This is a genomic window from Mesorhizobium sp. M5C.F.Ca.ET.164.01.1.1 (genome assembly GCF_004792125.1).
Taxonomy (GTDB): Bacteria; Pseudomonadota; Alphaproteobacteria; order Rhizobiales; family Rhizobiaceae; genus Mesorhizobium; species Mesorhizobium wenxiniae.
Genome location: NZ_SRTG01000006.1, coordinates 161,520 through 184,588 on the forward strand (window position 1 = coordinate 161,520; position 23,069 = coordinate 184,588).

Annotated in this window: 26 protein-coding genes and 1 tRNA gene; 24 read left to right on the forward strand and 3 right to left on the reverse strand. The window is 62.9% G+C overall.

Features of this window, described 5'->3' with window-relative positions; translation table 11 throughout:
* The first annotated feature begins 265 nt into the window (after positions 1-265).
* From EN807_RS26355 to EN807_RS26370, 3 genes are all read left to right on the forward strand, one after another.
* On the forward strand, positions 266-1,519 hold the full coding sequence (locus tag EN807_RS26355; RefSeq protein ID WP_135937292.1) for a L,D-transpeptidase family protein: 1,254 nt from the start codon (positions 266-268) through the stop codon (positions 1,517-1,519).
* Positions 1,520-1,884: 365 nt separating this feature from the next.
* Positions 1,885-3,198 carry a serine hydroxymethyltransferase gene (glyA, locus tag EN807_RS26365; RefSeq protein WP_135937294.1) on the forward strand — a complete coding sequence of 438 codons (1,314 nt, stop codon included), beginning with the start codon at positions 1,885-1,887 and terminating at the stop codon, positions 3,196-3,198.
* A gap of 82 nt (positions 3,199-3,280) precedes the next feature.
* Positions 3,281-3,862, forward strand: a complete 582-nt coding sequence (locus tag EN807_RS26370; protein ID WP_135937295.1) for a hypothetical protein — start codon at positions 3,281-3,283, stop codon at positions 3,860-3,862.
* A gap of 80 nt (positions 3,863-3,942) precedes the next feature.
* Here EN807_RS26370 and EN807_RS26375 read toward each other — a convergent pair whose 3' ends face one another.
* The gene (locus EN807_RS26375) at positions 3,943-4,257 is read right to left on the reverse strand and encodes a hypothetical protein (protein WP_135937296.1); all 315 of its coding nucleotides are present in this window, start codon (positions 4,255-4,257) and stop codon (positions 3,943-3,945) included.
* A 187-nt stretch (positions 4,258-4,444) separates the two neighbouring features.
* Here EN807_RS26375 and nrdR point away from each other — a divergent pair, with 187 nt between their 5' ends.
* From nrdR to EN807_RS26435, 11 genes are all read left to right on the forward strand, one after another.
* Positions 4,445-4,921: a transcriptional regulator NrdR gene (gene nrdR / locus EN807_RS26380; protein ID WP_127314444.1), complete on the forward strand. Its 477-nt coding sequence runs from the start codon at positions 4,445-4,447 to the stop codon at positions 4,919-4,921.
* A 2-nt stretch (positions 4,922-4,923) separates the two neighbouring features.
* Positions 4,924-6,048 (forward strand): bifunctional diaminohydroxyphosphoribosylaminopyrimidine deaminase/5-amino-6-(5-phosphoribosylamino)uracil reductase RibD, encoded by a 1,125-nt coding sequence (gene ribD, locus EN807_RS26385; protein ID WP_135937297.1) that lies wholly within the window; start codon positions 4,924-4,926, stop codon positions 6,046-6,048.
* Positions 6,048-6,665, forward strand: coding sequence for a riboflavin synthase (locus EN807_RS26390; protein ID WP_135937298.1), 618 nt, complete (start codon positions 6,048-6,050; stop codon positions 6,663-6,665). The genes ribD and EN807_RS26390 overlap by 1 nt, the downstream gene beginning before the upstream one ends.
* A 94-nt stretch (positions 6,666-6,759) precedes the next feature.
* Positions 6,760-7,254, forward strand: a complete 495-nt coding sequence (gene ribH, locus EN807_RS26395) for a 6,7-dimethyl-8-ribityllumazine synthase (RefSeq protein ID WP_127319900.1) — start codon at positions 6,760-6,762, stop codon at positions 7,252-7,254.
* The gene (nusB, locus tag EN807_RS26400; RefSeq protein ID WP_135937299.1) at positions 7,251-7,751 is read left to right on the forward strand and encodes a transcription antitermination factor NusB; all 501 of its coding nucleotides are present in this window, start codon (positions 7,251-7,253) and stop codon (positions 7,749-7,751) included. The genes ribH and nusB overlap by 4 nt, the downstream gene beginning before the upstream one ends.
* Positions 7,748-8,968, forward strand: a complete 1,221-nt coding sequence (locus tag EN807_RS26405; protein ID WP_135937300.1) for an MFS transporter — start codon at positions 7,748-7,750, stop codon at positions 8,966-8,968. The genes nusB and EN807_RS26405 overlap by 4 nt, the downstream gene beginning before the upstream one ends.
* Positions 8,969-9,245: 277 nt before the next feature.
* Complete coding sequence (locus EN807_RS26410) at positions 9,246-10,157, forward strand: ABC transporter substrate-binding protein (RefSeq protein ID WP_135937301.1); 912 nt, start codon at positions 9,246-9,248, stop codon at positions 10,155-10,157.
* 251 nt (positions 10,158-10,408) lie between these two features.
* Positions 10,409-11,575 carry an ABC transporter permease gene (locus EN807_RS26420; RefSeq protein ID WP_135937390.1) on the forward strand — a complete coding sequence of 389 codons (1,167 nt, stop codon included), beginning with the start codon at positions 10,409-10,411 and terminating at the stop codon, positions 11,573-11,575.
* On the forward strand, positions 11,572-12,510 hold the full coding sequence (locus EN807_RS26425) for an ABC transporter ATP-binding protein (RefSeq protein WP_135937302.1): 939 nt from the start codon (positions 11,572-11,574) through the stop codon (positions 12,508-12,510). Before EN807_RS26420 ends, EN807_RS26425 begins: the two co-directional genes overlap by 4 nt.
* Positions 12,507-13,271 (forward strand): ABC transporter permease, encoded by a 765-nt coding sequence (locus tag EN807_RS26430; protein WP_127319910.1) that lies wholly within the window; start codon positions 12,507-12,509, stop codon positions 13,269-13,271. Before EN807_RS26425 ends, EN807_RS26430 begins: the two co-directional genes overlap by 4 nt.
* A 268-nt stretch (positions 13,272-13,539) precedes the next feature.
* Positions 13,540-15,681, forward strand: a complete 2,142-nt coding sequence (locus EN807_RS26435) for a sodium-translocating pyrophosphatase (RefSeq protein WP_135937303.1) — start codon at positions 13,540-13,542, stop codon at positions 15,679-15,681.
* A gap of 272 nt (positions 15,682-15,953) precedes the next feature.
* On the opposite strand, the gene EN807_RS26440 is transcribed toward EN807_RS26435, so the two are convergent.
* Entirely contained in the window at positions 15,954-16,499 is a 546-nt protein-coding gene (locus tag EN807_RS26440; protein WP_135937304.1) for an outer membrane protein assembly factor BamE, read from the reverse strand.
* A 114-nt stretch (positions 16,500-16,613) separates the two neighbouring features.
* On the opposite strand from EN807_RS26440, the gene EN807_RS26445 reads away from it, so the two are divergent.
* The 7 genes from EN807_RS26445 to EN807_RS26475 all read left to right on the forward strand — a co-directional run bounded on the left by EN807_RS26445 (position 16,614) and on the right by EN807_RS26475 (position 21,720).
* Positions 16,614-17,156: a ubiquinol-cytochrome C chaperone family protein gene (locus tag EN807_RS26445; protein ID WP_135937305.1), complete on the forward strand. Its 543-nt coding sequence runs from the start codon at positions 16,614-16,616 to the stop codon at positions 17,154-17,156.
* Positions 17,157-17,162: 6 nt separating this feature from the next.
* Complete coding sequence (locus tag EN807_RS26450; protein WP_135937306.1) at positions 17,163-17,726, forward strand: DUF177 domain-containing protein; 564 nt, start codon at positions 17,163-17,165, stop codon at positions 17,724-17,726.
* Between the two features lie 130 nt (positions 17,727-17,856).
* Positions 17,857-18,927, forward strand: coding sequence for a phosphate acyltransferase PlsX (gene plsX, locus EN807_RS26455; RefSeq protein ID WP_135937307.1), 1,071 nt, complete (start codon positions 17,857-17,859; stop codon positions 18,925-18,927).
* Positions 18,928-18,936: 9 nt separating this feature from the next.
* Entirely contained in the window at positions 18,937-19,908 is a 972-nt protein-coding gene (locus EN807_RS26460) for a beta-ketoacyl-ACP synthase III (RefSeq protein WP_065008063.1), read from the forward strand.
* A gap of 104 nt (positions 19,909-20,012) precedes the next feature.
* Complete coding sequence (locus EN807_RS26465) at positions 20,013-20,336, forward strand: integration host factor subunit alpha (protein WP_126041188.1); 324 nt, start codon at positions 20,013-20,015, stop codon at positions 20,334-20,336.
* Positions 20,337-20,532: 196 nt separating this feature from the next.
* Positions 20,533-21,075 carry a MerR family transcriptional regulator gene (locus EN807_RS26470; protein ID WP_065008065.1) on the forward strand — a complete coding sequence of 181 codons (543 nt, stop codon included), beginning with the start codon at positions 20,533-20,535 and terminating at the stop codon, positions 21,073-21,075.
* A gap of 306 nt (positions 21,076-21,381) precedes the next feature.
* Positions 21,382-21,720: a hypothetical protein gene (locus EN807_RS26475; protein ID WP_127318881.1), complete on the forward strand. Its 339-nt coding sequence runs from the start codon at positions 21,382-21,384 to the stop codon at positions 21,718-21,720.
* A gap of 56 nt (positions 21,721-21,776) precedes the next feature.
* Here the strand turns inward: EN807_RS26475 and EN807_RS26480 are convergent, their stop codons facing one another.
* Positions 21,777-22,052, reverse strand: coding sequence for a hypothetical protein (locus EN807_RS26480; protein ID WP_135937308.1), 276 nt, complete (start codon positions 22,050-22,052; stop codon positions 21,777-21,779).
* A gap of 66 nt (positions 22,053-22,118) precedes the next feature.
* On the opposite strand from EN807_RS26480, the gene EN807_RS26485 reads away from it, so the two are divergent.
* The 3 genes from EN807_RS26485 to EN807_RS26495 all read left to right on the forward strand — a co-directional run bounded on the left by EN807_RS26485 (position 22,119) and on the right by EN807_RS26495 (position 23,044).
* Entirely contained in the window at positions 22,119-22,397 is a 279-nt protein-coding gene (locus tag EN807_RS26485) for a hypothetical protein (RefSeq protein WP_135937309.1), read from the forward strand.
* Positions 22,398-22,502: 105 nt separating this feature from the next.
* Positions 22,503-22,787, forward strand: a complete 285-nt coding sequence (locus EN807_RS26490; protein ID WP_095521717.1) for a helix-turn-helix transcriptional regulator — start codon at positions 22,503-22,505, stop codon at positions 22,785-22,787.
* 180 nt (positions 22,788-22,967) lie between these two features.
* Positions 22,968-23,044 (forward strand) — tRNA-Pro (locus tag EN807_RS26495).
* Positions 23,045-23,069: the final 25 nt, after the last annotated feature.

Here is a 23,069-nt window from a genome sequence, read left to right on the forward strand (position 1 = left end):
GGTGCCGAAAAGCATCGGTCTTTCCGTTTCGTGATACCGGCCGATCCAAATCACGGTCAGGGCCACGTTGCCGCCATATTCCCGGTGAAAGCGAGGATGCGGGTGATGTTGCGGCGAAAGCCGGCGTCTCCCTGAACGCGCGTCGCCCCCGGCGCGCTCTCGCGGAAGTGATAGGGGTCATGGTTGGCGAATTGTTAACAATGCCAACCCTAGAGTGCGGGCGGCATCGCCCGGTGAAATTGTTACAGGAATGTCTGGAGCGTACATGAGAACCAGTCGCCGTTTCTTCCTTTCCGGAGCCTCCGCGTTGGCCGCGACGATGCTTGCCGGTGGTGCCAGCGCGCAGGACGTGATCGCGGATATCCTGAAATCCTCAGGCCGCGGCAACTGGAACGACCAGTTCGACGCCCGCGCCAGCCAGGGCGGCAAGGTGGCCTCGACGCTGCCGATCGTCAGCCTGCAGACCGTTGCGTACACCGAGCAGGCGATAGCGCAGTATCAGAACATTGTCGCGCAGGGCGGCTGGGAGCCGGTCCCGGATACCAAGAAATTGCAGCTCGGTGTTGTCGACCCCGACGTGGTGCCATTGCGCAGGCGCTTGATGATTTCGGGCGACCTGGCGCAGAGCGCCGGCCTGTCAGAGGCCTTCGATTCCTATGTCGATGCGGCGGTCAAGCGCTTCCAGGCGCGCCATGGCCTGCCTTCCGACGGGACCCTGGGCCAATATACCTATGCGGCGATGAATGTTTCGGCGCAGGTCCGGCTTGGCCAGCTGCAGACGAATCTGCAGCGGCTGAACGAACGCGCCGGCACGCTGGGCAACCGTTATGTGTTGGTCGACATCCCGGGCGCCCAGATCGAGGCGGTCGAGAACGACCGCGTCGTGCTGCGCCACACCGCCGTTGTCGGCAAGATCGACCGCCAGACGCCGATCGTCGATTCCAAGATCAATGAGATCATCGTCAATCCCTACTGGAACGCGCCGGTATCGATCGTGCGCAAGGATATCATTCCGCTGATGCGGAAGGACCCCAATTACCTCAAGGACAGCAAGATCCGCCTGTTCGCACCGGATGGCAGCGAGGTCGATCCGCTGACCGTCGACTGGTCGACCGACGACGCGGAGAAATACCGCTTCCGTCAGGATCCGGGCGCCGGCAACGCGATGGCCTCGGTCAAGATCAATTTCCCGAGCCCGGACGGCGTCTACATGCACGACACGCCGCAGCAGAGCCTGTTCGGCAAGATGATGCGCTTCGATTCCTCGGGTTGCGTGCGCGTCCAGAACGTGCGCGACCTCGTCACCTGGATCCTGCGCGACACGCCGGGCTGGAACCGCCAGTATTTCGAGTCGGCGATCAAGAGTGGCGAGAACATCCCGGTGCAGGTCACCAATCCGGTGCCGGTCTATTTCCTTTACATCTCGGCCTGGTCGACGGGGCCTGGCGTCGCGCAGTTCCGCGACGACATCTACGGGCTCGACGGAGCCAACGAGCTGCAAATCACCTCTGCGCTCTAAGCGACTGATCTTTTTGCTGAAAGGCCGCCGGTGAGGGCGGCCTTTTTGTGTCCGGCTGGAGGGCGCGCTTCGCGCCGGGTCCGGAAAGCGCCGTTCGGTACAGAGCCATGCAAGTCGCCACGCGGCCAAGGCGCGGTGCTCGCCATGTTTCGCAGCCGTGAGATCAACGACCATACGAAGCAGGCGCTGCTGACCGAGATCACGCTCACCGAGGCGTTGCTGAACGGCCGGCGGGCAAGAAAATAGGTGGCTCTTTGGCCTGGCTGCCGCAATCCGACCAGCAAATTTCGCGCCGCAAACGTGGCGGGGCGAAATCAACTGTGTTAATGGCGCGGCAGACCCCCCGGACAACAAGGATCTCAAGGATGGCAACAGCAGCGGCAGTGTCGAACAAATTCGAATCCTTCTTCGAAACCACGCTTGCCGATGCCGACCCGGAGATTTTCGGCGCGATCCGCAACGAACTCGGCCGCCAGCGCCACGAGATCGAGCTGATCGCATCGGAAAACATTGTCTCCCGCGCCGTGCTGGAAGCGCAGGGGTCGATCATGACCAACAAATACGCCGAGGGCTATCCGGGCAAGCGCTACTATGGCGGCTGCCAGTTCGTCGACGTGGCCGAGGAACTAGCCATCGAGCGTGCGAAAAAGCTGTTCGGCTGTAACTTCGCCAACGTCCAACCGAATTCCGGCAGCCAGATGAACCAGGCGGTGTTCCTGGCGCTGCTGCAGCCCGGTGATATCTTCATGGGTCTCGACCTGAACTCGGGCGGGCATCTGACCCATGGCTCGCCGGTCAATATGAGCGGCAAATGGTTCAAGGTCGTTTCCTACGGCGTGCGCAGGGACGATCATCTGCTCGACATGGATGCGATCGAGAAGACCGCCCACGAGACCAAGCCGAAGCTGATCCTGGCCGGCGGCACCGCCTATTCGCGCGTCTGGGACTGGAAGCGCTTTCGCGAGATCGCCGACTCGATCGGCGCCTATCTGATGGTCGACATGGCCCATATTGCCGGCCTGGTCGCCGGTGGCGTGCATCCGTCGCCGCTGCCCTATGCCCATGTGGTGACCACCACCACGCACAAGTCGCTGCGCGGCCCGCGTGGCGGCATGATCCTGTGCAACGACGAGGATATCGCCAAGAAGATGAATTCGGCCGTGTTTCCGGGCCTGCAGGGTGGCCCGCTGATGCATGTCATCGCCGCCAAGGCGGTGGCCTTCGGCGAAGCGCTGAAGCCAAGCTTCAAACTCTACGCCGAGAGCGTTGCCGCCAATGCCAAGGCGCTTGCCTCCAGCCTGCAGGAAACCGGTCTCGACATCGTCTCCGGCGGCACCGACAACCATCTGATGCTGGTCGACCTGCGCCCGAAGAACGCCACCGGCAAACGCGCCGAGGCAGCGCTTGGCCGCGCCAACATCACCTGCAACAAGAACGGCATCCCTTTCGATCCCGAAAAGCCGTTCGTCACCTCGGGCGTGCGGCTCGGCACGCCGGCCGGCACCACGCGCGGTTTCGGCCAGGCCGAGTTCCGCGAGATCGGCAAGCTGATCGCCGAGGTGCTGGACGGGCTCAAGGCCGCGAATTCCGACGAGGGCAATGCAGCCGTCGAGGCAGCGGTGAAGGCGAAGGTGGCCGCGCTGACGAATCGTTTTCCGCTCTATCCCTATCTCGGTTGAGCTCACGCAAAGTGTCGTCCCTTATCAGCCGGACGAAGAGCACTGTTTCAGTGGGGACGGAGTCCGGACAGGAGCCTTGACGATGATGCAGATTTTCCGTGTCGCTGGCTTTGCCGCGCTTGGCGTGTTGGCGACACTGACCACCTTGCCGCTGTCTGCTTTGGCACAGTCTGCGCCCACCCCAGCCGCACCGAAGACCGAAACCTTCGGCAAGTGGTCCACCACTGTGGACGAGATCGATACCGGTGAGGATCTGCGCAAGACCTGTGTCGCCTCGACCGCCTTTCTCGACGCGAGCGGTGCCAGCGGCACCCTCACGCTCGCCATCTCGAATGGTGATGCACTGCCGCCCGATGGCTATCCAACCCTTGTCATCGCCATGAGGAACAAGGACTTGCCGACTGGCGAGAACATTCCTGCGGTGTTCGGCGACAGCAACGGCAACGTCAAGGCGACCGTCAATGCCCTTGCCGGCGGACGATGGATGATGAACAACAAGACCGAGATCAGCCTGGCGCTGCTGCGTGCCATGCGCCGCGCCAGCGAACTCGACGTCACCTTCGCCGACATGCCGGTCGCGACGGTATCGATGGACGGCTTCACCAAGGCCTATCGCAGTCTTGGCGTATCCTGTGGATTCCCGACCGGCGACGTCGCGCCGTAAGACTGCACCGGAAGCCGATCCTGCCGAACTGAACGAATGCTTGCGTTCTCCGCCGCCAGATGGCTACGGCGTCGCATTGCTTAAAAAGACTCTAACGTTTCAACAATCCACTGGCCATCGGCGTCAACGTAGATGAAATATTTCTGGAGAGACGATAAGGTTCTCATCTGCCGAAATATCGATATAGATTGGCCAGCCAGAATAATTCTGTAACCATGATCCCGTCTAACAAAGTCGGTCACGCGTGGCGGTTCCGCTTCAGCGACAAACCAAGGACTGACAGCCGTATTGACCGTCATAGCCGTGCCGTCATCAAAGGCCACTATGCACACGTCGTTCTCCTTTGAGATGGACGTAACGAGTTTTCCCTGCAGCCTTTTGCCTAAAAAATTCACAAGCCCTCTCCTTCAGCCGCTCCTGGCGCCGATGGTTTTGTAGCATCGGCGGTCTTTTCTCGCGACAATTCTCACGGCGGCTGGCATCGGTTCGACTAGGTCCTGAGCCAGCGCTTGTTTCTGGTCTTTGATTCCACTCCGAAAGCTACTAAGTCCTTGGTCGTTTCGAATCCTACAAAGGCTCTCCATGCGCTGTCCCTACTGCCAGTCCGAAGATACGCAGGTGAAGGATTCGCGCCCCGCCGAAGACGGCGCGGCGATCCGCAGGCGGCGCGTCTGCCCCGATTGCGGCGGCCGCTTCACCACCTTCGAGCGTGTGCAGTTGCGCGACCTCGTGGTGGTGAAGAAGTCCGGACGCAAGGTGCCGTTCGACCGCGACAAGCTGCTGCGCTCGGTCGAGATCGCGGTGCGCAAGCGCAATGTCGATCCCGAGCGCATCGACCGCGCGGTGACCGGCATCGTGCGCCAGCTCGAAAGTTCGGGCGAGACGGAAGTCGCCTCCGGCGAGGTCGGCCGCCTAGTGATGGAGGCGCTGAAATCGCTCGACGACGTCGCCTATGTGCGCTTTGCCTCGGTCTACCGCAATTTCCGCGAGGCCAAGGATTTTCACGACGTGCTGGGTGAACTGAAGGGCGACGAGCTCAAGGACGAGGACGCTGGCTGAGCATGGCAAAGCCCAGCCAAGCCGAACAAGAGGTTCTTGATCGCCGCTTCATGGCGGCAGCACTCAGGCTGTCGCGCAAAAATGCCGGGCGGACCGCGACCAACCCTTCCGTCGGCACGCTGATCGTGCGTGACGACGGCACCGGGCCGATGATCGTCGGCACCGGTGTCACCGCGGTCGGCGGCCGGCCGCATGCCGAGACCGAGGCGCTGGCCGAGGCCGGCGAGCTCGCACGCGGCGCCACCGCCTATGTCACACTGGAGCCCTGCGCCCACCATGGCCGCACGCCGCCTTGCGCCAGTGCACTGCTCAATGCCGGCGTCACGCGGGTGGTCGGGGCTGTGAGCGACCCCGACCCACGCGTGTCCGGCAAGGGCTATGCGATCCTGCGTGCCGCCGGTGTCGAGGTTGTCGAAAGGGTGCTCGCGGCAGAAGCCGCCGAGCAGATGGCCGGCTATCTCATTCGATCTCTGAAAAAACGTCCGGAAGTGATCCTGAAACTTGCGCTTTCCAGCGACGGCAAGATCGGCATGGAAGGCGAGGGGCAAGTCTCGATCACCGGCGACATCGCCCGGCGCGAAGTCTATCTGATGCGGGCCGAAGCCGACGGCATATTGATCGGCATCGGCACGGCACTGGAGGACGATCCGGCGCTGACGGTGCGGTTGCCGGGTCTGGAGAACCGTTCGCCGGCGCGCATCGTGCTCGACCGGCAGATCAGGCTGCCGGAAACGTCGAAGCTGGTCGCCGGCGTCAACCGGGTTCCGCTCTATGTCGCCGCCTGCGCCGAAGCCGACCCATACCGGCGGGCCGCGCTCGAACGCGCCGGCGTGCGCTTCATCGGCACCGAGACGTATGAAGGCGATATCGCGCTGCCGGAACTGCTCGAGGATCTGGCCGCGCTCGGCATGGCGAGCGTGCTGGTCGAGGGCGGCGCCAAGGTGGCCAAGGCCTTCCTCGCCGAAGGGCTGGTCGACCGCATCGTGCTGTTCCAGGGGCAGGAGCCGATCGGCAAGGGCGGTATTGCATCGCCCATCGACGCCGACCATATCCCGGCAGGATTTCGCAAATTGCGCGACATGCGTTTCGGCGAAGACAGCTACGCGGAGTGGATAAGGGACATCTGATGTTTACCGGGATTGTCACCGATGTCGGCACCGTCGCTGCCGTGAAGCCGCTGAGAGAGGGCGTCGGCCTGCGCATCGACACCGCCTATGACCCGCAGACGATCACCATTGGTGCTTCGATTTCCTGCGGCGGCGTCTGCCTGACGGTGACGGCGCTGCCGGAAAGCGGCGCCAATGCGTGCTGGTTCGAGGTCGAGGCCTGGGAAGAAGCGCTCAGGCTGACGACGGCCATGAGCTGGAAATCCGGCACGAGGGTCAATCTGGAGCGGGCGCTGAAGATCGGCGACGAACTCGGTGGTCACATCGTGTCTGGCCATGTCGACGGCATGGCCGAGATCGTGGCGCGCAAGGAGGAAGGCGACGCCGTGCGCTTCACGCTGGACGCCCCGCGTGACTTGGCCAAATTCATCGCGCCCAAGGGCTCCGTCGCGCTCGACGGCACCTCGCTCACCGTCAACAAGGTCGAAGGCACGCGCTTCGACGTGTTGCTGATCCATCACTCGCTGACCGTGACCACCTGGGGCGAACGCCAGGTCGGCGACCGGGTGAATCTCGAGATCGACACCATGGCCCGCTACGCGGCACGCTTGGTGGAGGCGGCGAAAGAGGGGCTTTGAGCCGCCCTCGGAAATTTGACGCAGTCCGACTCTCTGACAAAGCTTGCGAACGCGGTTGCTTCGGCCTAAGTCACCGGCGATCCCGGAGACATCTATGGCTGGCACATCCCAACACGGCAAAGCGTTCATTCGCCCGAAGAAGAAGGCCCACCTTCTTATCATCGAGGCACGCTTCCATGACGATCTTGCCGATGCGCTGCTCGAAGGCGCGACAAGCGCGCTCGAGGAAGCGGGCGCGACATACGACGTCGTCACCGTCCCGGGCTCGCTCGAGATTCCCGCGGTGATTTCCTTCGCGCTTGACGGCGCGGCCGAAGGCGGGCCGAGCTATGACGGTTTTGTCGCCCTTGGTACCATCGTGCGCGGTGACACCTATCATTTCGACATCGTCGCCAATGAATCGAGCCGCGCCCTGATGGACTTGTCCGTGCAGGAAGCGGTCTGCATCGGCAACGGCATCCTGACCACCGAAAATGACGAACAGGCCTGGACGCGGGCCAAACGCTCGGAAGGCGACAAGGGCGGCTTTGCCGCGCGTGCGGCGCTGACTATGATTGCCCTCAAGCAACAATTGGGAGAGCGATCGTGAGCGGGCCCGCGTCACCCGGCCAGGCCGCAGCACGCCACGCCAACAAGCGCGGTGCTGCCCGTCTGGCCGCCGTGCAGGCGCTCTATCAGATGGATGTGGCCGGCAGCGGCGTCTTCGAAATCACCGCCGAATATGAGGCGTTCAGGCTCGGCAAGGAAGTCGACGGCGCGCTCTATCGCGAGGCGGACGCACAATGGTTTCGCGCCGTCCTCGCCGGCGTCGTCGAGAACCAGAAAACCATCGATCCGATCATCCGCCAGGCGCTGACCGAGGACTGGCCGCTGTCCAGGCTCGATTCGACGCTGCGCGCCATATTGCGCGCCGGCGTCTACGAACTGATCAAGCGAGAGGACGTGCCGGTGGCTGTGATCGTTTCGGAATATGTCGACATCGCCAAGGCGTTTTACGAAGAAGATGAGCCGAAGCTGGTCAACGCGGTGCTCGATCGCGTGTCGCGCCGGGTGCGCGGCGAAGGGCGTGGCAAGGACGCTTCATGACGGCCGTCGCTATCGCCGAGGCTGGCAGGGAAGCGCGCCGCACGGCGCTCATCCTTGCCGCTTCGCAGGCGATTATCGGTTCGGCCGCACCCATCGCCATTTCCGTCGGCGGGTTGGCCGGACATTATCTGCTCGGCTCCGACAAGTCGCTGGCGACCGCACCGATCACCGGCTTCAACGTCGGCGTGGCGCTCGGCGCCTTGCCGGCCGCCGCCATCATCCGCCGGCTCGGCCAGCGCGACGGCTTCATGACCGGCACGATCGTCACTGCGCTCGGTGGTCTGATCGCCACGCTGGCGCTGTTTCAAGCCAGCTTTTGGCTCTTCGCCTTCGGCCTGCTGGTGATCGGCATCGGGGGTGCCTTCGTCCAGCAATTCCGCTTCGCCGCCGCCGACAACGCGCCATTTCAATTCAAGGCGCGCGCCATCTCCTTCGTGCTGGCCGGCGGCATCGTCACCGCCATCCTTGGCCCGCAGATCGTTATCTTCACCCGCGAATTGTTTGCGCCGGTGATGTTTGCCGGCTCGTTTGCGTCCATCCTGGTGCTGGCGGCGGTCGGCGCTGCCATCCTGTCGCTCCTGCGCATCCCGGCCAAGGCAGCCGGCAAAGCGGATATCACCGACAGCGACGCACGGCCGCTCTCCGAGATCGTGACCAGGCCGCGCTTTGTGGCGGCGCTGTTTTGTGCCGTCGGCAGTTATGCGCTGATGAGCTTCGTCATGACCGGCGCGCCGCTCGCCATGGTCGGCTGCGGCCTTTCGACGGACGACGCCACGCTCGGCATTTCCTGGCATGTCATGGCGATGTTCGCGCCGAGCTTCTTCACCGGCTCGCTGATCTATCGCTTCGGCGCCGAACGGATCGTCGCAACCGGACTTGTGTTGCTCATCGGCTGCGCCGTGGTAGCGCTGTCGGGCTTGGCACTGTGGCAGTTCTGGACAGCGCTGATCCTGCTCGGTCTCGGCTGGAATTTCGGCTTCATCGGCGCCACCGCCATGGTCGCCGACAGCTACCGGCCATCCGAAAAGGGCAAGGTCCAGGGTTTTCACGACTTCGTCCTGTTCGGCTCCGTCGCTTTCGCCTCGCTGATGTCGGGCGCCGTCTACAACGCCTGGGGCTGGGAGATGCTGAACTGGATCATCTTCCCGGTGACGGTGCTGTGCTTCGTGGCACTGGGTGTGTTGAAGATGACAAGCGCGCGGCCGACCAGCGCATGACCCCGAACCGGAGGTTCGCTTCGGCGAAATCGGAACCGATTTCGCTGGGCATCATGCGCAAAATCAAAAGTGCTAAAGCGTCCTTTGCGCGTCCAAGGGGACGCGCGGCGCTGTAGTGACATGACGCTGTCGGGATCAGACAGCAGCGGATTCACCGCATCCGAACAAAATTATTGCGCCCGTCCCCCTTCATATGAAACCGTGTACCCCGACGGGGCATTGAAGGCATGCTCATATGCGGCAGCCGCAGTCCGGTTCTCAGCAAGGGATTTGTGAAATGTTTTCAGTCAAGGTTCTGGCCGGAGCGGCGGTGGCGCTTGGCATCACCGCAGCCTCGGCGAGCGCTCAGGTGGTCGTGTCGTCGAAAATCGACACTGAGGGCGGTGTGCTCGGCAACATCATCCAACTCGTGCTGAACGCCAACGACATCCAGACCACCGACCGTATCCAGCTCGGCGGCACTCCTGTGGTGCGCAAGGCCATCACCGCCGGCGAGATCGACATCTATCCCGAATACACCGGCAACGCCGCCTTCTTCTTCGAAAAGGCCGACGATCCCGTGTGGAAGGATGCCGCCAAGGGCTATGAAACGGCCAAGAAGCTCGACTATGACGCCAACAAGATCGTCTGGCTGTCGCCGTCGCCGGCCAACAACACCTGGGCGATTGCGCTGCGCAAGGATGTCGCCGAGACCAACAAGCTGGCGACGCTGTCCGACTTCGGCAAATATGTCTCCGGCGGTGGCCAGGTGGTGCTGGCGGCCTCGGCCGAGTTCGTCAATTCGGCTGCCGCGCTGCCGGCCTTCCAGACCGCCTATGGCTTCACGCTCAAGCCGGACCAGCTGATCACGCTGTCCGGCGGCGATACCGCGGCGACCATCGCCGCTGCCGCGAACCAGACCAACGGCGCCAACGCCGCCATGGTCTACGGCACCGATGGCGGCATCGCGCCGTCCGGACTGGTCGTGCTCGAAGACGACAAGGGCGTGCAGCCGGTCTATCAGCCGGCGCCGATCATCCGCGAGGCGGTACTGAAGGAACATCCCGAAATCGAGACGCTGCTGAGGCCGGTCTTCGCCAAGCTCGATCTCGTTACCCTGCAGGAACTGAACGGCCGCGTGCAGGTCGGCGGCGAGCCGGTCAAAGGCGTCGCCGAAGACTTTTTGAAGAAGAACGGGTTTTTGGAGTAAGCCGTTCCTGAAATCGTGGCATCGGTGCGCGGCGCCCCCCTCTGGCCTGCCGGCCATCTCCCCCTCAAGGGGGGAGATCAGATGTCGCGACGGCTTTCCCCACCTTTCAGCTGTGCAAGGTGTATACCGGCGCTGACGCTGCCAATCTCTCCCCTTGAGGGGGAGATGGCCGGCAGGCCAGAGGGGGGCGCGGCGGAGCGCGACGGTCCTGACGTCAGATCCTCAAGTCGCCGCGATCGCACATGCAAGTCATGACAGTCCGGTTCGACAAGCTCGGCGTGGTCATTGCCGCGATCGTTGCCTATGCGGCGTTCGCAGCACCCTTCGCCACCTTCCGCGCCAACCGCATCGTGCCCGGCGAGGCGCGCTCGATCCTTGATTCCTTGCCGGCGGCGGTCGGCCCATTGCTGCTGGCGATCCTCGTCATCGCGGCAATCATCGCGCTCTCGAAAACGCCGCTCGTCCTGCGCCTTGCGGCTAGCGTGATCGCGCTTGCAGCCCTTGCCATCCTGATCGGCGTCGCCGGCAGCTTCCTGACGCCTGAGGGTAATACGTTCGCGCGCATTTCGCCCGCCTCGGGTTTCTGGCTGCTCATCTTCGCCTTCACGCTTTTGCTTGCCGATGTGCTGACGCGATTGAATCTGTCGCCATGGGCACGCCTCGGCGTGCTCGTCATAGCTGCGCTGGCAATCGGCCTGCTTTTGGCTTCGGGAAGTTGGAACAGCCTGTCGATCCTCAAGGAATATGCCAACCGCGCCGACAGTTTCTGGGCGGAGGGCTCCAAGCATGTGACGCTGGCGCTGGGCTCGCTGGCGGCGGCGGTGGTCGTTGGTCTGCCGCTCGGCATCCTCTGCCACCGCGTCGACAAATTTCGCGCCGGCGTGCTGAATGTGCTCAACATCATCCAGACCATTCCTTCCATCGCGCTGTTCGGCCTGCTGATCGCGCCGCTCGGCTGGGTCGCCACGCATGTGCCGGGAGCGGCGGCGCTTGGCATTCGCGGCATCGGCACCGCCCCCGCCTTCCTCGCGCTGTTCCTCTATTCGCTGCTGCCTGTGGTGGCCAACACCGTGGTCGGGCTTGCCGGCGTGCCGCGCGCCGCCAACGACGCCGCGCGCGGCATGGGCATGACCGATCGCCAGCGCCTGTTCGGCGTCGAGTTTCCGCTGGCTTTTCCGGTCATCCTCACTGGCATCCGCATCGTGCTGGTCCAGAACATCGGCCTCGCCACCATTGCCGCGCTGATCGGCGGCGGCGGCTTCGGCGTGTTCGTGTTCCAGGGCGTCGGCCAGACGGCGATGGACCTGGTGCTGCTCGGCGCCGTGCCGACGGTGGCGATGGCCTTTGCTGCCGCCATCATCCTCGACGCGGTGATCGAAATGACCTCCACCAAGAGACGCGAGGCACAGCCGGCATGATCGAAATCGAAGGCATTACCAAGCGTTATGACGCAACGACTGTCGTCGACGACGTGTCGATGGTTATCGAGCCGCGCACTATCGCCGTCATTGTCGGCACCTCCGGCTCCGGCAAGACGACGCTGCTTCGCATGATCAACCGGCTGGTCGAGCCGACCGCTGGCGTGATCAAGCTCGACGGCGCCGACAACCGCTCGCTGCCCGGCTACGAACTGCGCCGCAGCATCGGCTACGCCATCCAGGGCCACGGCCTGTTTCCGCACCGCACAGTGGCGCAGAACATCGCCACCGTGCCGGTGCTGCTCGGCTGGGACAGGGCTCGCATCAAGGCCCGCGTCGAAGAGTTAATGACGCTCTATCAGCTCGACCCCGAGGCGTTCGGGCCGCGCTATCCGCACGAGCTTTCCGGTGGCCAGCAGCAGCGCGTCGGCGTTGCCCGCGCGCTTGCCGCCGAGCCGAACGTGCTGTTGATGGACGAGCCCTTCGGCGCACTCGATCCGATCATCCGCAACAAGGCGCAGGAGGATCTTCTGGCGATCCAGAGGCGCTTCGGCACCACCATCATCCTCGTCACCCATGACATGGAAGAGGCGGTGCATATGGGCGACAAGATCGCGGTGATGGATGCCGGCAAGCTGGTGCAATATGCCAAGCCCGCCGAGATCCTGGCGAAGCCGGCCAGCGCCTTCGTCGAGACACTGGTCGGCGCCAGCGAAAAACCGTTCAGGCTGCTGTCGCTCGGCTGGGTGCGCGACGCGGTGGAAAAGGGCACCGCCGAAGGCGAGGCGATCCCCGACGACGCCAGCCAGCGCGATGCGCTGGCTGAACTCCTCTGGTCGGGACGCCCGGCGCTGCCGGTGAAAGGCGCCGACGGCAAGCCGCTCGGCCGCGTGACGGTGGACGGGCTGGTGAAACGCGCGGCGAGGCCGGCGTGAAAGAGGCCGGTGTAAAAGCCTGGCTTCCGTCGCTGCTCAGGCTTGTCCTGGTGGTGTTGCTGGTTGCGTTCGTGACCAATCCCGGCTGGTTCGAACCGCTGCTGAAGCCGCTGACCGAGAACAACGCGCCGGCAATCTACAATCAGGGCAGCCTTTTGACGTTGACGCTGCTGCATCTGAGGACCGTGCTGATCGCGACGGTGGCGGCGACCATCGTTGCCGTGGCGCTCGCCATCCTGGTCACCCGACCGGCCGGCGTCGAATTCCTGCCGCTGTCGCGCAGCCTGGTCAATATCGGCCAGACCTTTCCGCCGGTGGCGGTGCTGGCGCTGGCCGTGCCGGCGGTCGGCTTTGGCGAGAGGCCGACACTGATCGCGCTGTTTCTCTACGGCCTTCTGCCGATCTTCGAGAACGCGCTGACCGGGCTGACGACGCTGCCGGCCAATGTGGTCGAGGCGGCGCGCGGCGCCGGCATGACCGGCTGGCAAAGGCTGGTCAAGGTCGAGCTGCCGCTCAGCGCGCCGATCATCCTCGGCGGTATCCGGCTGTCGGTGGTCATCAGCCTCGCCACCGCGACGATCGGCTCGACCGTGGCGGCCAGGACGCTGGGCGAGGTGATCATCGCCGGTCTGTTGTCGAACAACCTCGCCTTCGTCCTGCAGGGCGGCCTGATCGTTGCCGCCCTTGCCGTGCTGATCTATGACGGGCTGTCGGCGATCGAGCGCTACACCGCGCGCCGCATGGGGCAGGAGACGGCGTAGCCGACAAATCAGCTCAGATATCGCCTTGCTCATCTCGGTGGGAAACAGTGATTTCCATGACCCGACCGGGTTCTGAAGTGAAAGATAGCGGCTCTACCGAGAGGCTTTGGGCGAAAGCCGGGCAAAAACCGAACAATATCTTGACGTTCGCACCCCTGTTTCGCATAAGCCGGTGCGAAGGGAGCGGATTCCGCGCGCGGAATCCGCTCCCCGTCTCAACGGCCCAGGGAGGGGTTCTTTTGGGTCATCAATCGAGGAAAATCCGGCAATGACCATAATTTCAGCTGTCATCGCCTGCGGTCTGCTTTCAGTCCTTTACGCCATCTGGGCGACAAAATCGGTCCTCGCGGCCGATCAGGGCAACGCACGCATGCAGGAAATTTCCGCGGCCATCCGCGAAGGCGCGCAAGCCTATCTGGCGCGCCAGTACACCACCATCGCCATCGTCGGCGTCGTGGTCCTGCTGCTCGCGTGGTGGCTGCTTTCGATCACCGCCGCCATCGGGTTCCTGATCGGCGCCGTTCTGTCGGGCGCAGCCGGCTTCATCGGCATGCACGTCTCGGTGCGCGCCAATGTGCGCACCGCGCAGGCGGCTTCCAACAGCCTCGCTGCCGGCCTCGAGATCGCCTTCAAGTCGGGCGCCATCACCGGCATGCTGGTCGCCGGCCTGGCCTTGCTCGGCGTCTCGATCTACTACCTGATCCTCACCCAATTCATGGGCCTTCAGCCCAATGACCGTGTCGTCATCGACTCGCTGGTTTCGCTCGGCTTCGGCGCCTCGCTGATCTCGATCTTCGCCCGTCTCGGCGGCGGCATCTTCACCAAGGGCGCCGACGTCGGCGGCGATCTCGTCGGCAAGGTCGAAGCCGGCATTCCCGAAGACGATCCACGCAATCCGGCCACCATCGCCGACAATGTCGGCGACAATGTCGGCGACTGCGCCGGCATGGCCGCCGACCTGTTCGAGACCTATGCGGTGACCGTCGTCGCCACCATGGTCCTCGCCGCCATCTTCTTCGGCGGCACCGCCGTTCTCAGCGCCACAATGCTCTATCCGCTGGCCATCTGCGGCGCCTGCATCCTGACGTCCATCGTCGGCACTTTCTTCGTCAAGCTTGGCTCCAACGGCTCGATCATGGGCGCACTCTACAAGGGCCTGATCGTCACCGGCCTGCTGTCGATCGTCGGGCTCGGCATCGCCACCTCGGCAACGCTGGGCTGGGGCGAGATCGGAACGGTCGCCGGCATGGCCGTCACCGGCACGAACCTGTTCATCTGCGGCCTGATCGGTCTCGCGGTGACCGGCCTCATCGTGGTGATCACCGAATACTACACCGGCACCGACAAGCGTCCGGTGAACTCCATCGCCCAGGCTTCGGTCACCGGTCACGGCACCAACGTCATCCAGGGTCTTGCGGTCTCGCTGGAATCGACGGCACTTCCGGCGATCGTCATCGTCGGCGGCATCATATCGACCTACCAGCTCGCCGGCCTCTACGGCACGGCGATCGCAGTCACCACGATGCTCGGGCTTGCCGGTATGATCGTTGCGCTCGACGCCTTCGGCCCGGTTACCGACAATGCCGGCGGCATCGCCGAAATGGCCGGCTTGCCCAAGGAAGTGCGCCAATCCACCGATGCGCTCGACGCGGTCGGCAACACAACCAAGGCGGTGACCAAGGGTTACGCCATCGGTTCCGCCGGTCTCGGCGCGCTGGTGCTGTTTGCGGCCTACTCCAACGACCTGAAGTTCTTTGCCGCCAATAGCGACAAATATCCTTACTTCCAGGGCATGGGCGAAGTCTCTTTCGACCTCTCCAACCCTTACGTCGTCGCCGGTCTGATCTTCGGCGGCCTGATTCCGTATCTGTTCGGCGGCATCGCCATGACGGCTGTCGGCCGTGCGGCGGGCGCCATCGTCGAGGAGGTGCGCAAGCAGTTCCGCGAGGATCCGGGCATCATGGCCGGCACGTCGAAGCCGAACTATGCGCGTGCGGTCGACCTTCTGACCAAGGCGGCGATCCGGGAAATGATCATCCCGTCGCTGCTGCCGGTGCTGGCGCCGCTGGTCGTCTATTTCGGCGTGCTGGTGCTCTCGGGCTCGAAAGCATCCGCTTTTGCAGCGCTCGGCGCTTCGCTGCTCGGCGTCATCGTCAACGGCCTGTTCGTCGCCATCTCGATGACCTCCGGCGGCGGCGCTTGGGACAACGCGAAAAAATCGTTCGAGGACGGCTTCACCGGCAAGGACGGCGTCAAGCACCTCAAGGGTTCCGAGGCGCACAAAGCCTCGGTGACCGGCGACACTGTCGGCGATCCCTACAAGGACACCGCCGGTCCGGCAGTCAACCCGGCGATCAAGATCACCAACATCGTCGCCCTGCTGCTGCTGGCCGTGCTCGCGCACGGCTGAGTCCGCTCGGCCGTTCCAGGGCCGAAATCCAGAACCGAGCCCGCGGGACGATCCCCGCGGGTTTTTCGTTTTTTTGGAAGTGCAGCGTCAGGACAGTGACGTCCGTGACGGGCCGAGATCGCGTTCAAGTCGTCTGGGCCCGCAGCCTGCGACGGTGGCTTGCTGTCTCAAAACAAAAACCCGCAGGATCGCTCCCGCGGGTTTTCGGTCGCCTGAGATGTTGCTGCTTTCAGGGAAGCAAAAGGAAGGGATGAGAAGCCGATTCTGATGGATCAGGTGCCGCTGAGCGAGCTGCCGCCGCCACCGGGGAGGCCGGGCGCCAGCTTGCTGGCGCCGTTGATGATCTGGCTGAGGAAGTTCTGGTCCTTGCCGCCGGTCGGCGTGGTCCGCGAGATGAAGTCGAACACCTTGCCGTCCTTCAAGCCGTAATTGGCGATCTGGGTAACGCGCCCGTCCTCGCCGAAATAGACGGCCAGCACCTTCTGGTCGACCAGCCTCGGCTTGTCGAAGGCGACGTAACGCTTGCGCGTCTGTGAGATGTAGTAGAAGGCTTCGTTGTCGAAAGTCGCCTTCGTCGACGGCGTGCCGAGCGCCAGAAGTACCTGTTCGCGGCTCGAGCCGACCGGCACCAGGTCAATCGCCTGCTGGTCGATGACGTAGCCCTGCGTCAGCGTCTCGCTCGGATTGAGATCACCGATCATCTTCGACGAGTTGCAGGCGGAAAGCGCCGAAGCAACCACCAGCAGCGAGATCGCGCCGGCGGATCTGGGCAAAGCGGACCTGGGCAGAAAAGTCGACTTGAATTTCAGCGCGCGCAACTACAACTCCATTAGCTGGCCGCAACTTGCGCTGGGCCGCAAAACCGGTAAACCAGCTTGCTCGCCGATGCAACAAGGCCAATTCAACAAACGGTCCCCGGGAGACCACCCTCAATGTTCCAGCGCCTTTTTGGTCGCGAACGTCACGCCAACCGCGCTATCACCGAGGCGCTTTACGCACAAATCGTGGCAGCGGCGCGGCAAACGGTGTTTTATTCCGACTGGAATGTACCCGACACGCCGCTCGGCCGCTTCGAGATGCTGTCGCTGCACATGTTCCTGTTCCAGCACCGGCTGCGCGGCGAGGGCGGTGTTGCCGGGGAGGTCGCGCAGGTGCTGATCGACGAATTCTTCATGGATGTCGAGCATTCGCTGCGGGAACTGGGCATCGGCGACGTCGGCGTGCCGAAGCGCATGAAGAAACTGGCGAAGATGTTCTATGGCCGCACCGCCGCCTATGACGATGCGCTGGAACGAAACGACCATGATGCACTCGTCGCTGCCCTTGCCCGCAATGTCAGGCCCGATGCCGGCACCTGGCCGCAAGCAACGCATCTGGCCGGCTACGTCGCCGATGTCTCCAAGCGACTCGCCGAACAGGCGACCGAATCGATTGTTTCCGGCACGGTGGCATTCCCCGTCGCCAAGACTATCTAAGGAAAGATGAAACACGCTGATTCCCAGAGCCCCGATCACCAGAGCCCCGTGTCCTTCGTGGCCAATGTCGCCCGGCTGCCGCAAAAGGGACTGCCGGTGGTGATCGAGGCCGACGCCGCGCAGCGCGCCGCGCTAGCGGGCGAGCACGAGTTGCTCTCGGTCGAGAACTACCGCGCCGAACTGCTGGTGGCGCCATGGAAGCGCAACGGCGTCAAGGTCAGCGGCCGCGTCGAGGCCGATATCACCCAAGCCTGCGTCGTCACCCTCGACCCGGTCGAGGCGCATATCGACGAAGCGGTCGACGCACTGTTTCTGCCGGAGCAGCCCAAGCTCGGACGGCAGGGTTTCGAGGGCGGCGGCGAGATAATGCTCGATGCCGAAGGGCCGGACAGTCCTGAAACGTTCTCCGGCAATTCGATTGACGTCGGGGCGCTCGCCGAACAGTTCTTTGGGTTGGCGATCGATCCCTATCCGCGCAAGCAAGGCGTTTCGATGGAGGCTGCCGACGATGCCGGGACTGCGGAAAGCGAATTCCAGCAAAAGCTGCGTTCCCTGCTGGGAAAATCCTGAAAACCCGACCCAATCGGAGAAAGCCGGTTGTGCGGCAGCCCAAAAACGCTATTTTCGCCGAACCTTCGCGAGCCCCAAACCGTTGCCAGCGCCAGGCGCTCGCTCAAGCAAACTGTGAGATGAACACCGCGTGATCAGGATTTCCATCGATGCCATGGGCGGCGATCACGGACCAAGCGTGGTCATCCCGGCGCTCATGACGGTCGCGACCCGGCGTCCCGACATTCGCTTCGTCATCTATGGTCGCGAGGAGGCAGTGCGCCCCGAACTCGCAAAACTCCCGAAGCTGGCGGAAGTGAGCGAGTTCATCCACTGCGACATAGCAGTCAGGATGGACGACAAGCCGAGCCAGGCGCTGCGCCATGGCCGCTGGAAGTCGTCGATGTGGAAAGCGGTCGAGGCGGTCAAGGCAGGCACTGCCGACGCCTGCATCTCGGCCGGCAACACCGGCGCGCTGATGGCGATGTCGAGATTCTGCCTTCGCACCATGGCGACCATCGACCGTCCGGCGATCGCGGCGCTCTGGCCGACATTGCGCGGCGAAAGCGTGGTGCTGGACGTCGGCGCCACCATCGGCGCGGATGCGCATCAACTGGTTGATTTCGCCATTTTGGGCACCGGCATGGCGCGCTCGGTGTTCGGCATCGAACGGCCGAGCATCGGTCTGCTCAACGTTGGCGTCGAGGAGATCAAGGGCCAGGAAGAGGTCAAGGAAGCGGGCCGCATGTTGCGCGAGGCCAACATGGCCTCGATGAACTACCATGGTTTCGTCGAGGGCGACGACATCGGCAAGGGCACGGTCGACGTGGTCGTCACCGAAGGATTTGCCGGCAACATCGCGCTGAAGACGGCGGAAGGCACGGTAAGACAGATCGCCGGTTACCTGCGCGCCGCGATGGACCGGACGCTGATGGCCAGGATCGGCTATATATTCGCCAAGGGCGCCTTCGATCGCCTGCGCGAAAAGATGGATGTCGGCCGCTCCAATGGCGGGGTTTTCCTGGGTCTGAACGGCATCGTGGTGAAAAGCCATGGCGGGGCTGATTCGGACGGCTTCGCGGCGGCGATCGAGCTTGGCTACGACATGGTTCGCAACAATCTGCTCGATCGCATCGAAGCCGATCTCGACCTGTTCCATGCGCGCAATCCGTATGCCCAGACAATTCGGAAATCCGACGTCGTTGCCGACGCAGAGGAATAGGAAAGAGCCTTGATCAGATCAGTCGTGCGCGGCACAGGCGCCGCGCTGCCCCGCCGCATCATGAAGAATGCCGATTTCGAAGGCATGGTCGAGACCTCCGACGAATGGATCGCCCAGCGCACCGGCATCCGCCAACGCCATATCGCGGCCGACGACGAGACCACGGCTTCGCTCGGCGAGGCGGCGGCGCGCGCAGCCCTCGACAATGCCGGCCTGACGCCTGCCGATATCGACCTGATCGTGCTAGCGACGTCGACGCCCAACAACACCTTTCCGGCGACCGCCGTCGACATCCAGAACCGGCTCGGCATGCATCACGGCTTCGCCTTCGACCTGCAGGCCGTGTGCTCGGGCTTCGTCTATGCGGTTACGACAGCCGACCTCTATATCCGCGGCGGTCTGGCCAAACGCGTGCTGGTGATCGGCTCGGAAACCTTCTCGCGCATCCTCGACTGGAGCGACCGCTCGACCTGCGTCCTGTTTGGCGACGGCGCCGGGGCGATGGTGCTGGAAGCAGGAGAGGGGGCGGGCAGCATTGCCGACCACGGCGTGCTGGCGGCCAGCCTGCGCTCCGACGGGGCCCACAAGGACAAGCTGTTCGTCGATGGTGGACCGTCGACCACCGGAACGGTGGGGCATCTCAGGATGGAAGGCCGCGAAGTGTTCAAGCACGCGGTCGGCATGATCACCGACGTCATCGAGGCGACGTTCTCAGCTGCCGGCATCACCGCTGAGGATCTCGACTGGTTCGTGCCGCATCAGGCGAATAAACGGATTATCGACGCTTCAGCCAAAAAGCTCGGGATAGCAGAGCAAAAGGTGGTCGTTACGGTCGATTTGCACGGCAACACCTCGGCCGCTTCCGTGCCGCTGGCTCTGTCGGTGGCGGTCGCCGACGGCCGTATCAAGAAGGGTGATCTGGTGCTGATCGAGGCGATGGGCGGGGGCTTCACCTGGGGCGCGGTTTTGGTTCGCTGGTAAGTGCCGAACTGACAGGTTCGGTCCTTGACCTTGCCGGATCAATTACTTAGGCTCTATCTTTGCTTGTATAGAGTTATGTTTTTGAGCTGATGGGGACGGTTCGCATGGGGGGAAAGACACTTACGCGCGCCGATCTTGCTGAAGCCGTTTATCGCAAGGTTGGCTTGTCGCGCACTGAATCGGCCGAGCTCGTCGAAGCGGTTCTGGACGAGATTTGCGAAGCTATCGTTCGCGGTGAGACGGTGAAATTGTCGTCGTTCGCGACGTTCCATGTCCGCTCCAAGAACGAGCGCATCGGGCGCAATCCGAAAACCGGCGAGGAAGTGCCGATCCTGCCGCGCCGCGTGATGACCTTCAAATCGTCGAATGTGCTGAAGAACCGCATCCTGCGCGCCCACCAGAACAGCAAGGCCAAGGGCGGCAAATAGCGCCTGCGCTTCAAAAGCCCGGTTGAAAACGGTTGCCCCCTTTGACGCCGGGCTTGAATATTGTTTTATAAACCGCTGAAATAAGGCCCGATTCGGCAGAACAAGCCGGATCGGAATGACTCTTTGTTGAGCGTGATCCTGGCCGAAAACCGATTCCCACTTTTCGGGATCATGCTCCAGCGTGAGGATTTCGCCCATGGACAAGAGCCCCGATGCTTTCCGCACCATCAGTGAGGTCGCAGAAGATCTCGACCTGCCGCAGCATGTGCTGCGTTTCTGGGAAACGCGTTTCAACCAGATCAAACCGATGAAGCGCGGCGGCGGCCGCCGCTACTACCGGCCGCAGGATGTCGAACTGATCAAGGGCATCCGCCACATGCTCTACGACCAGGGCTATACGATCAAGGGCGTGCAGAAGCTGCTGCGCGAGAACGGCAATCATTTCCTGGTCGCCATCGGCAGTGGCGACATGGCGGCCGTCGAGGCGATCTCGCAACGCCGGCAGGCCGATGCGGTGCCGCTCACGCCGGCAGCCCAGCCGCGCGGCGCCGATGACGAGATGCTGGTCGGCGAGCCCAAGGTGAAACCCAGCCGGCGCTTTTTCGGCCTGGGCAAGACCGACGACGAAGGCCCGGTGCAGCCAGGCACGTCGAAACTCTCGCGCGACAATCGCGCCTTGCTGCAGGAAGCGCTGTTCGACCTGCTGGAATGCAAGCGCCTGCTCGATCAGGTGCGATAGCGCATGACCCAAAAAATCGGAATCGATTTTCGGAAAGGAACACACGCAAAATTAAGGTGCGACAGCGTCCTTTGCGCGTCCAATAGGACGCCCGGCCCTGTAGTGCAGTCACCCAAAGGCATGCCCTCAGGCCTGACACGAGGGCGCGCAGGGGTTTGGGATAACACGACATGGATATAAGAACTTAAAGCGGGTCTCATGAACCCCTTCAGACGTGATGCGCTTTAAGGGCCGACCGATCGCCGTCAGAAACCGGAACTGCTTCCGGAATCATGCGTTCCTTTTCGCAAAGGAAGGAAGCGTATCATGGTATCATTTTCGACCCTCTCCGACATTGACCTTGAAAAGCAGGTCGCAGCCCTCTCCAGGGAACTGGCGGCGCTGAGAAAAGCCGTGTCCAGGCGCGGCAGCGCCTATTACGAGGACGGGCGTGACACCGCCTCGGACTACTATTCGGATCTTGCCGAGCGCCTCAATGAGGCTCTGCCTGCGATCAGGAGGCATAGCAGGGTGATAGAAAAGACAGCCCGCGATCACCCGGCGACAGCGGCCGCCGTCGGGCTGGTTGTGGTCGGGCTCGTCGCAAGCCTGTTCCTCAGCCGCCAGCAGAAAACGTCGCGAACGAGATCGAGATCGGCACGTTGAGACAAGAAAATGGCGGCCGTCCGTGGACGACCGCCAGTTTTGTCGACGACAGGCGATCAGCGCGCGAGCTTGATCTTGCTCTTCGGATCGGCCTTCATGAGCTGGCTGCACTTGCCGTAGACGGTGCCGTTCTTGTCTGTGACGTCGGTGTAGGTGCCTTTGCAGTCGATCTGCAGCACCAGACAGTTGCCGAAACCCTTGCAGACGGCGCCGCCACCGCTCGGATGGGTGCCGTCGGCGAAGGCCGAGCTCGGAACAGAAATCGAGCCGAAGGCCGAGACGACGATGGCAGCGGCGAGCGACAGGCGCTTGAAGTTCGAAATATCAGTCATTTGAGCATTTCCTTCTCTGCATCGAGGATCGCCGTCATGGCGTCCTTCCCGGTTGGGGATCGCCTTATGGCGTCCCATACCGTCTTGGTGCGGCCCGGAGAGGAAAGGTTCACGCGTCGGTTCAAAAAAATCGCAGCCCTGATGCGTTCTGCGTTGCATCAGGCTTCCGCCGCCGATTCGATCCTTTCAAAACGGCTGCCGAGCCAGCGACAGCCGGTTAAACAAGGGAGGTTGAACAATTTCGGCGATCGGCCAGTCAAAGAACTCGATCGGGGATGGCGGTTCTGTGCCGGTGCCGCCGAGGCCTGTGCCGGGGCTGCGCCGATCGGTATCACGATGCCGTGACGGCACCTTTGGCGCTTGGCAAATCACTACCGAGAGGGCATTCTCTGCGCCGTCTCAGGCAACATCTTGATTTGATCAAACTCTTTAAATCCACGGAGTTGCCAAATGCCCCAAATAGCAAGAAGCGAAGCTTTTTCCGAACTGTCGGCGACCGAAGCTGCGCCCGACCACAGCGCCCTCAAGGCCATCCGAGAAACCAGGGGATACAGCATGGAAGAGCTGTCTCTAACGTGCGGCCTGGCGATCGATGAAATCGCGGACATCGAGAACGGCAAGAATGCCGATCCGTCGAAGCTTCGGCGAATAGCCTCCGCACTTCGGCTTCCGGAAAACGCGCTGATCAATACAGCCGTGCTGACGCAATCCGTGGAAAATCGACGACCCGTCTGATAGCAGCGACGCCAGGAGGATCAAGCCAGACAAACGAGTTTAATTCTGGATTTGAAGTTTCTGAATGTTGACGACGTCCAACAGAGCAGGAACTTCAAATCCACCGTGCTGGGCATCGGCGTGACGGCCGCCGAATTCGGTTGACCCGAACCGGGTTATCACGATACATCGCGACCGGTCCGGAGTGTAGCGCAGCCCGGTAGCGCACTTGACTGGGGGTCAAGGGGTCGTCGGTTCGAATCCGGCCACTCCGACCATTCTAAACTTCGACTTGCCCCCAGA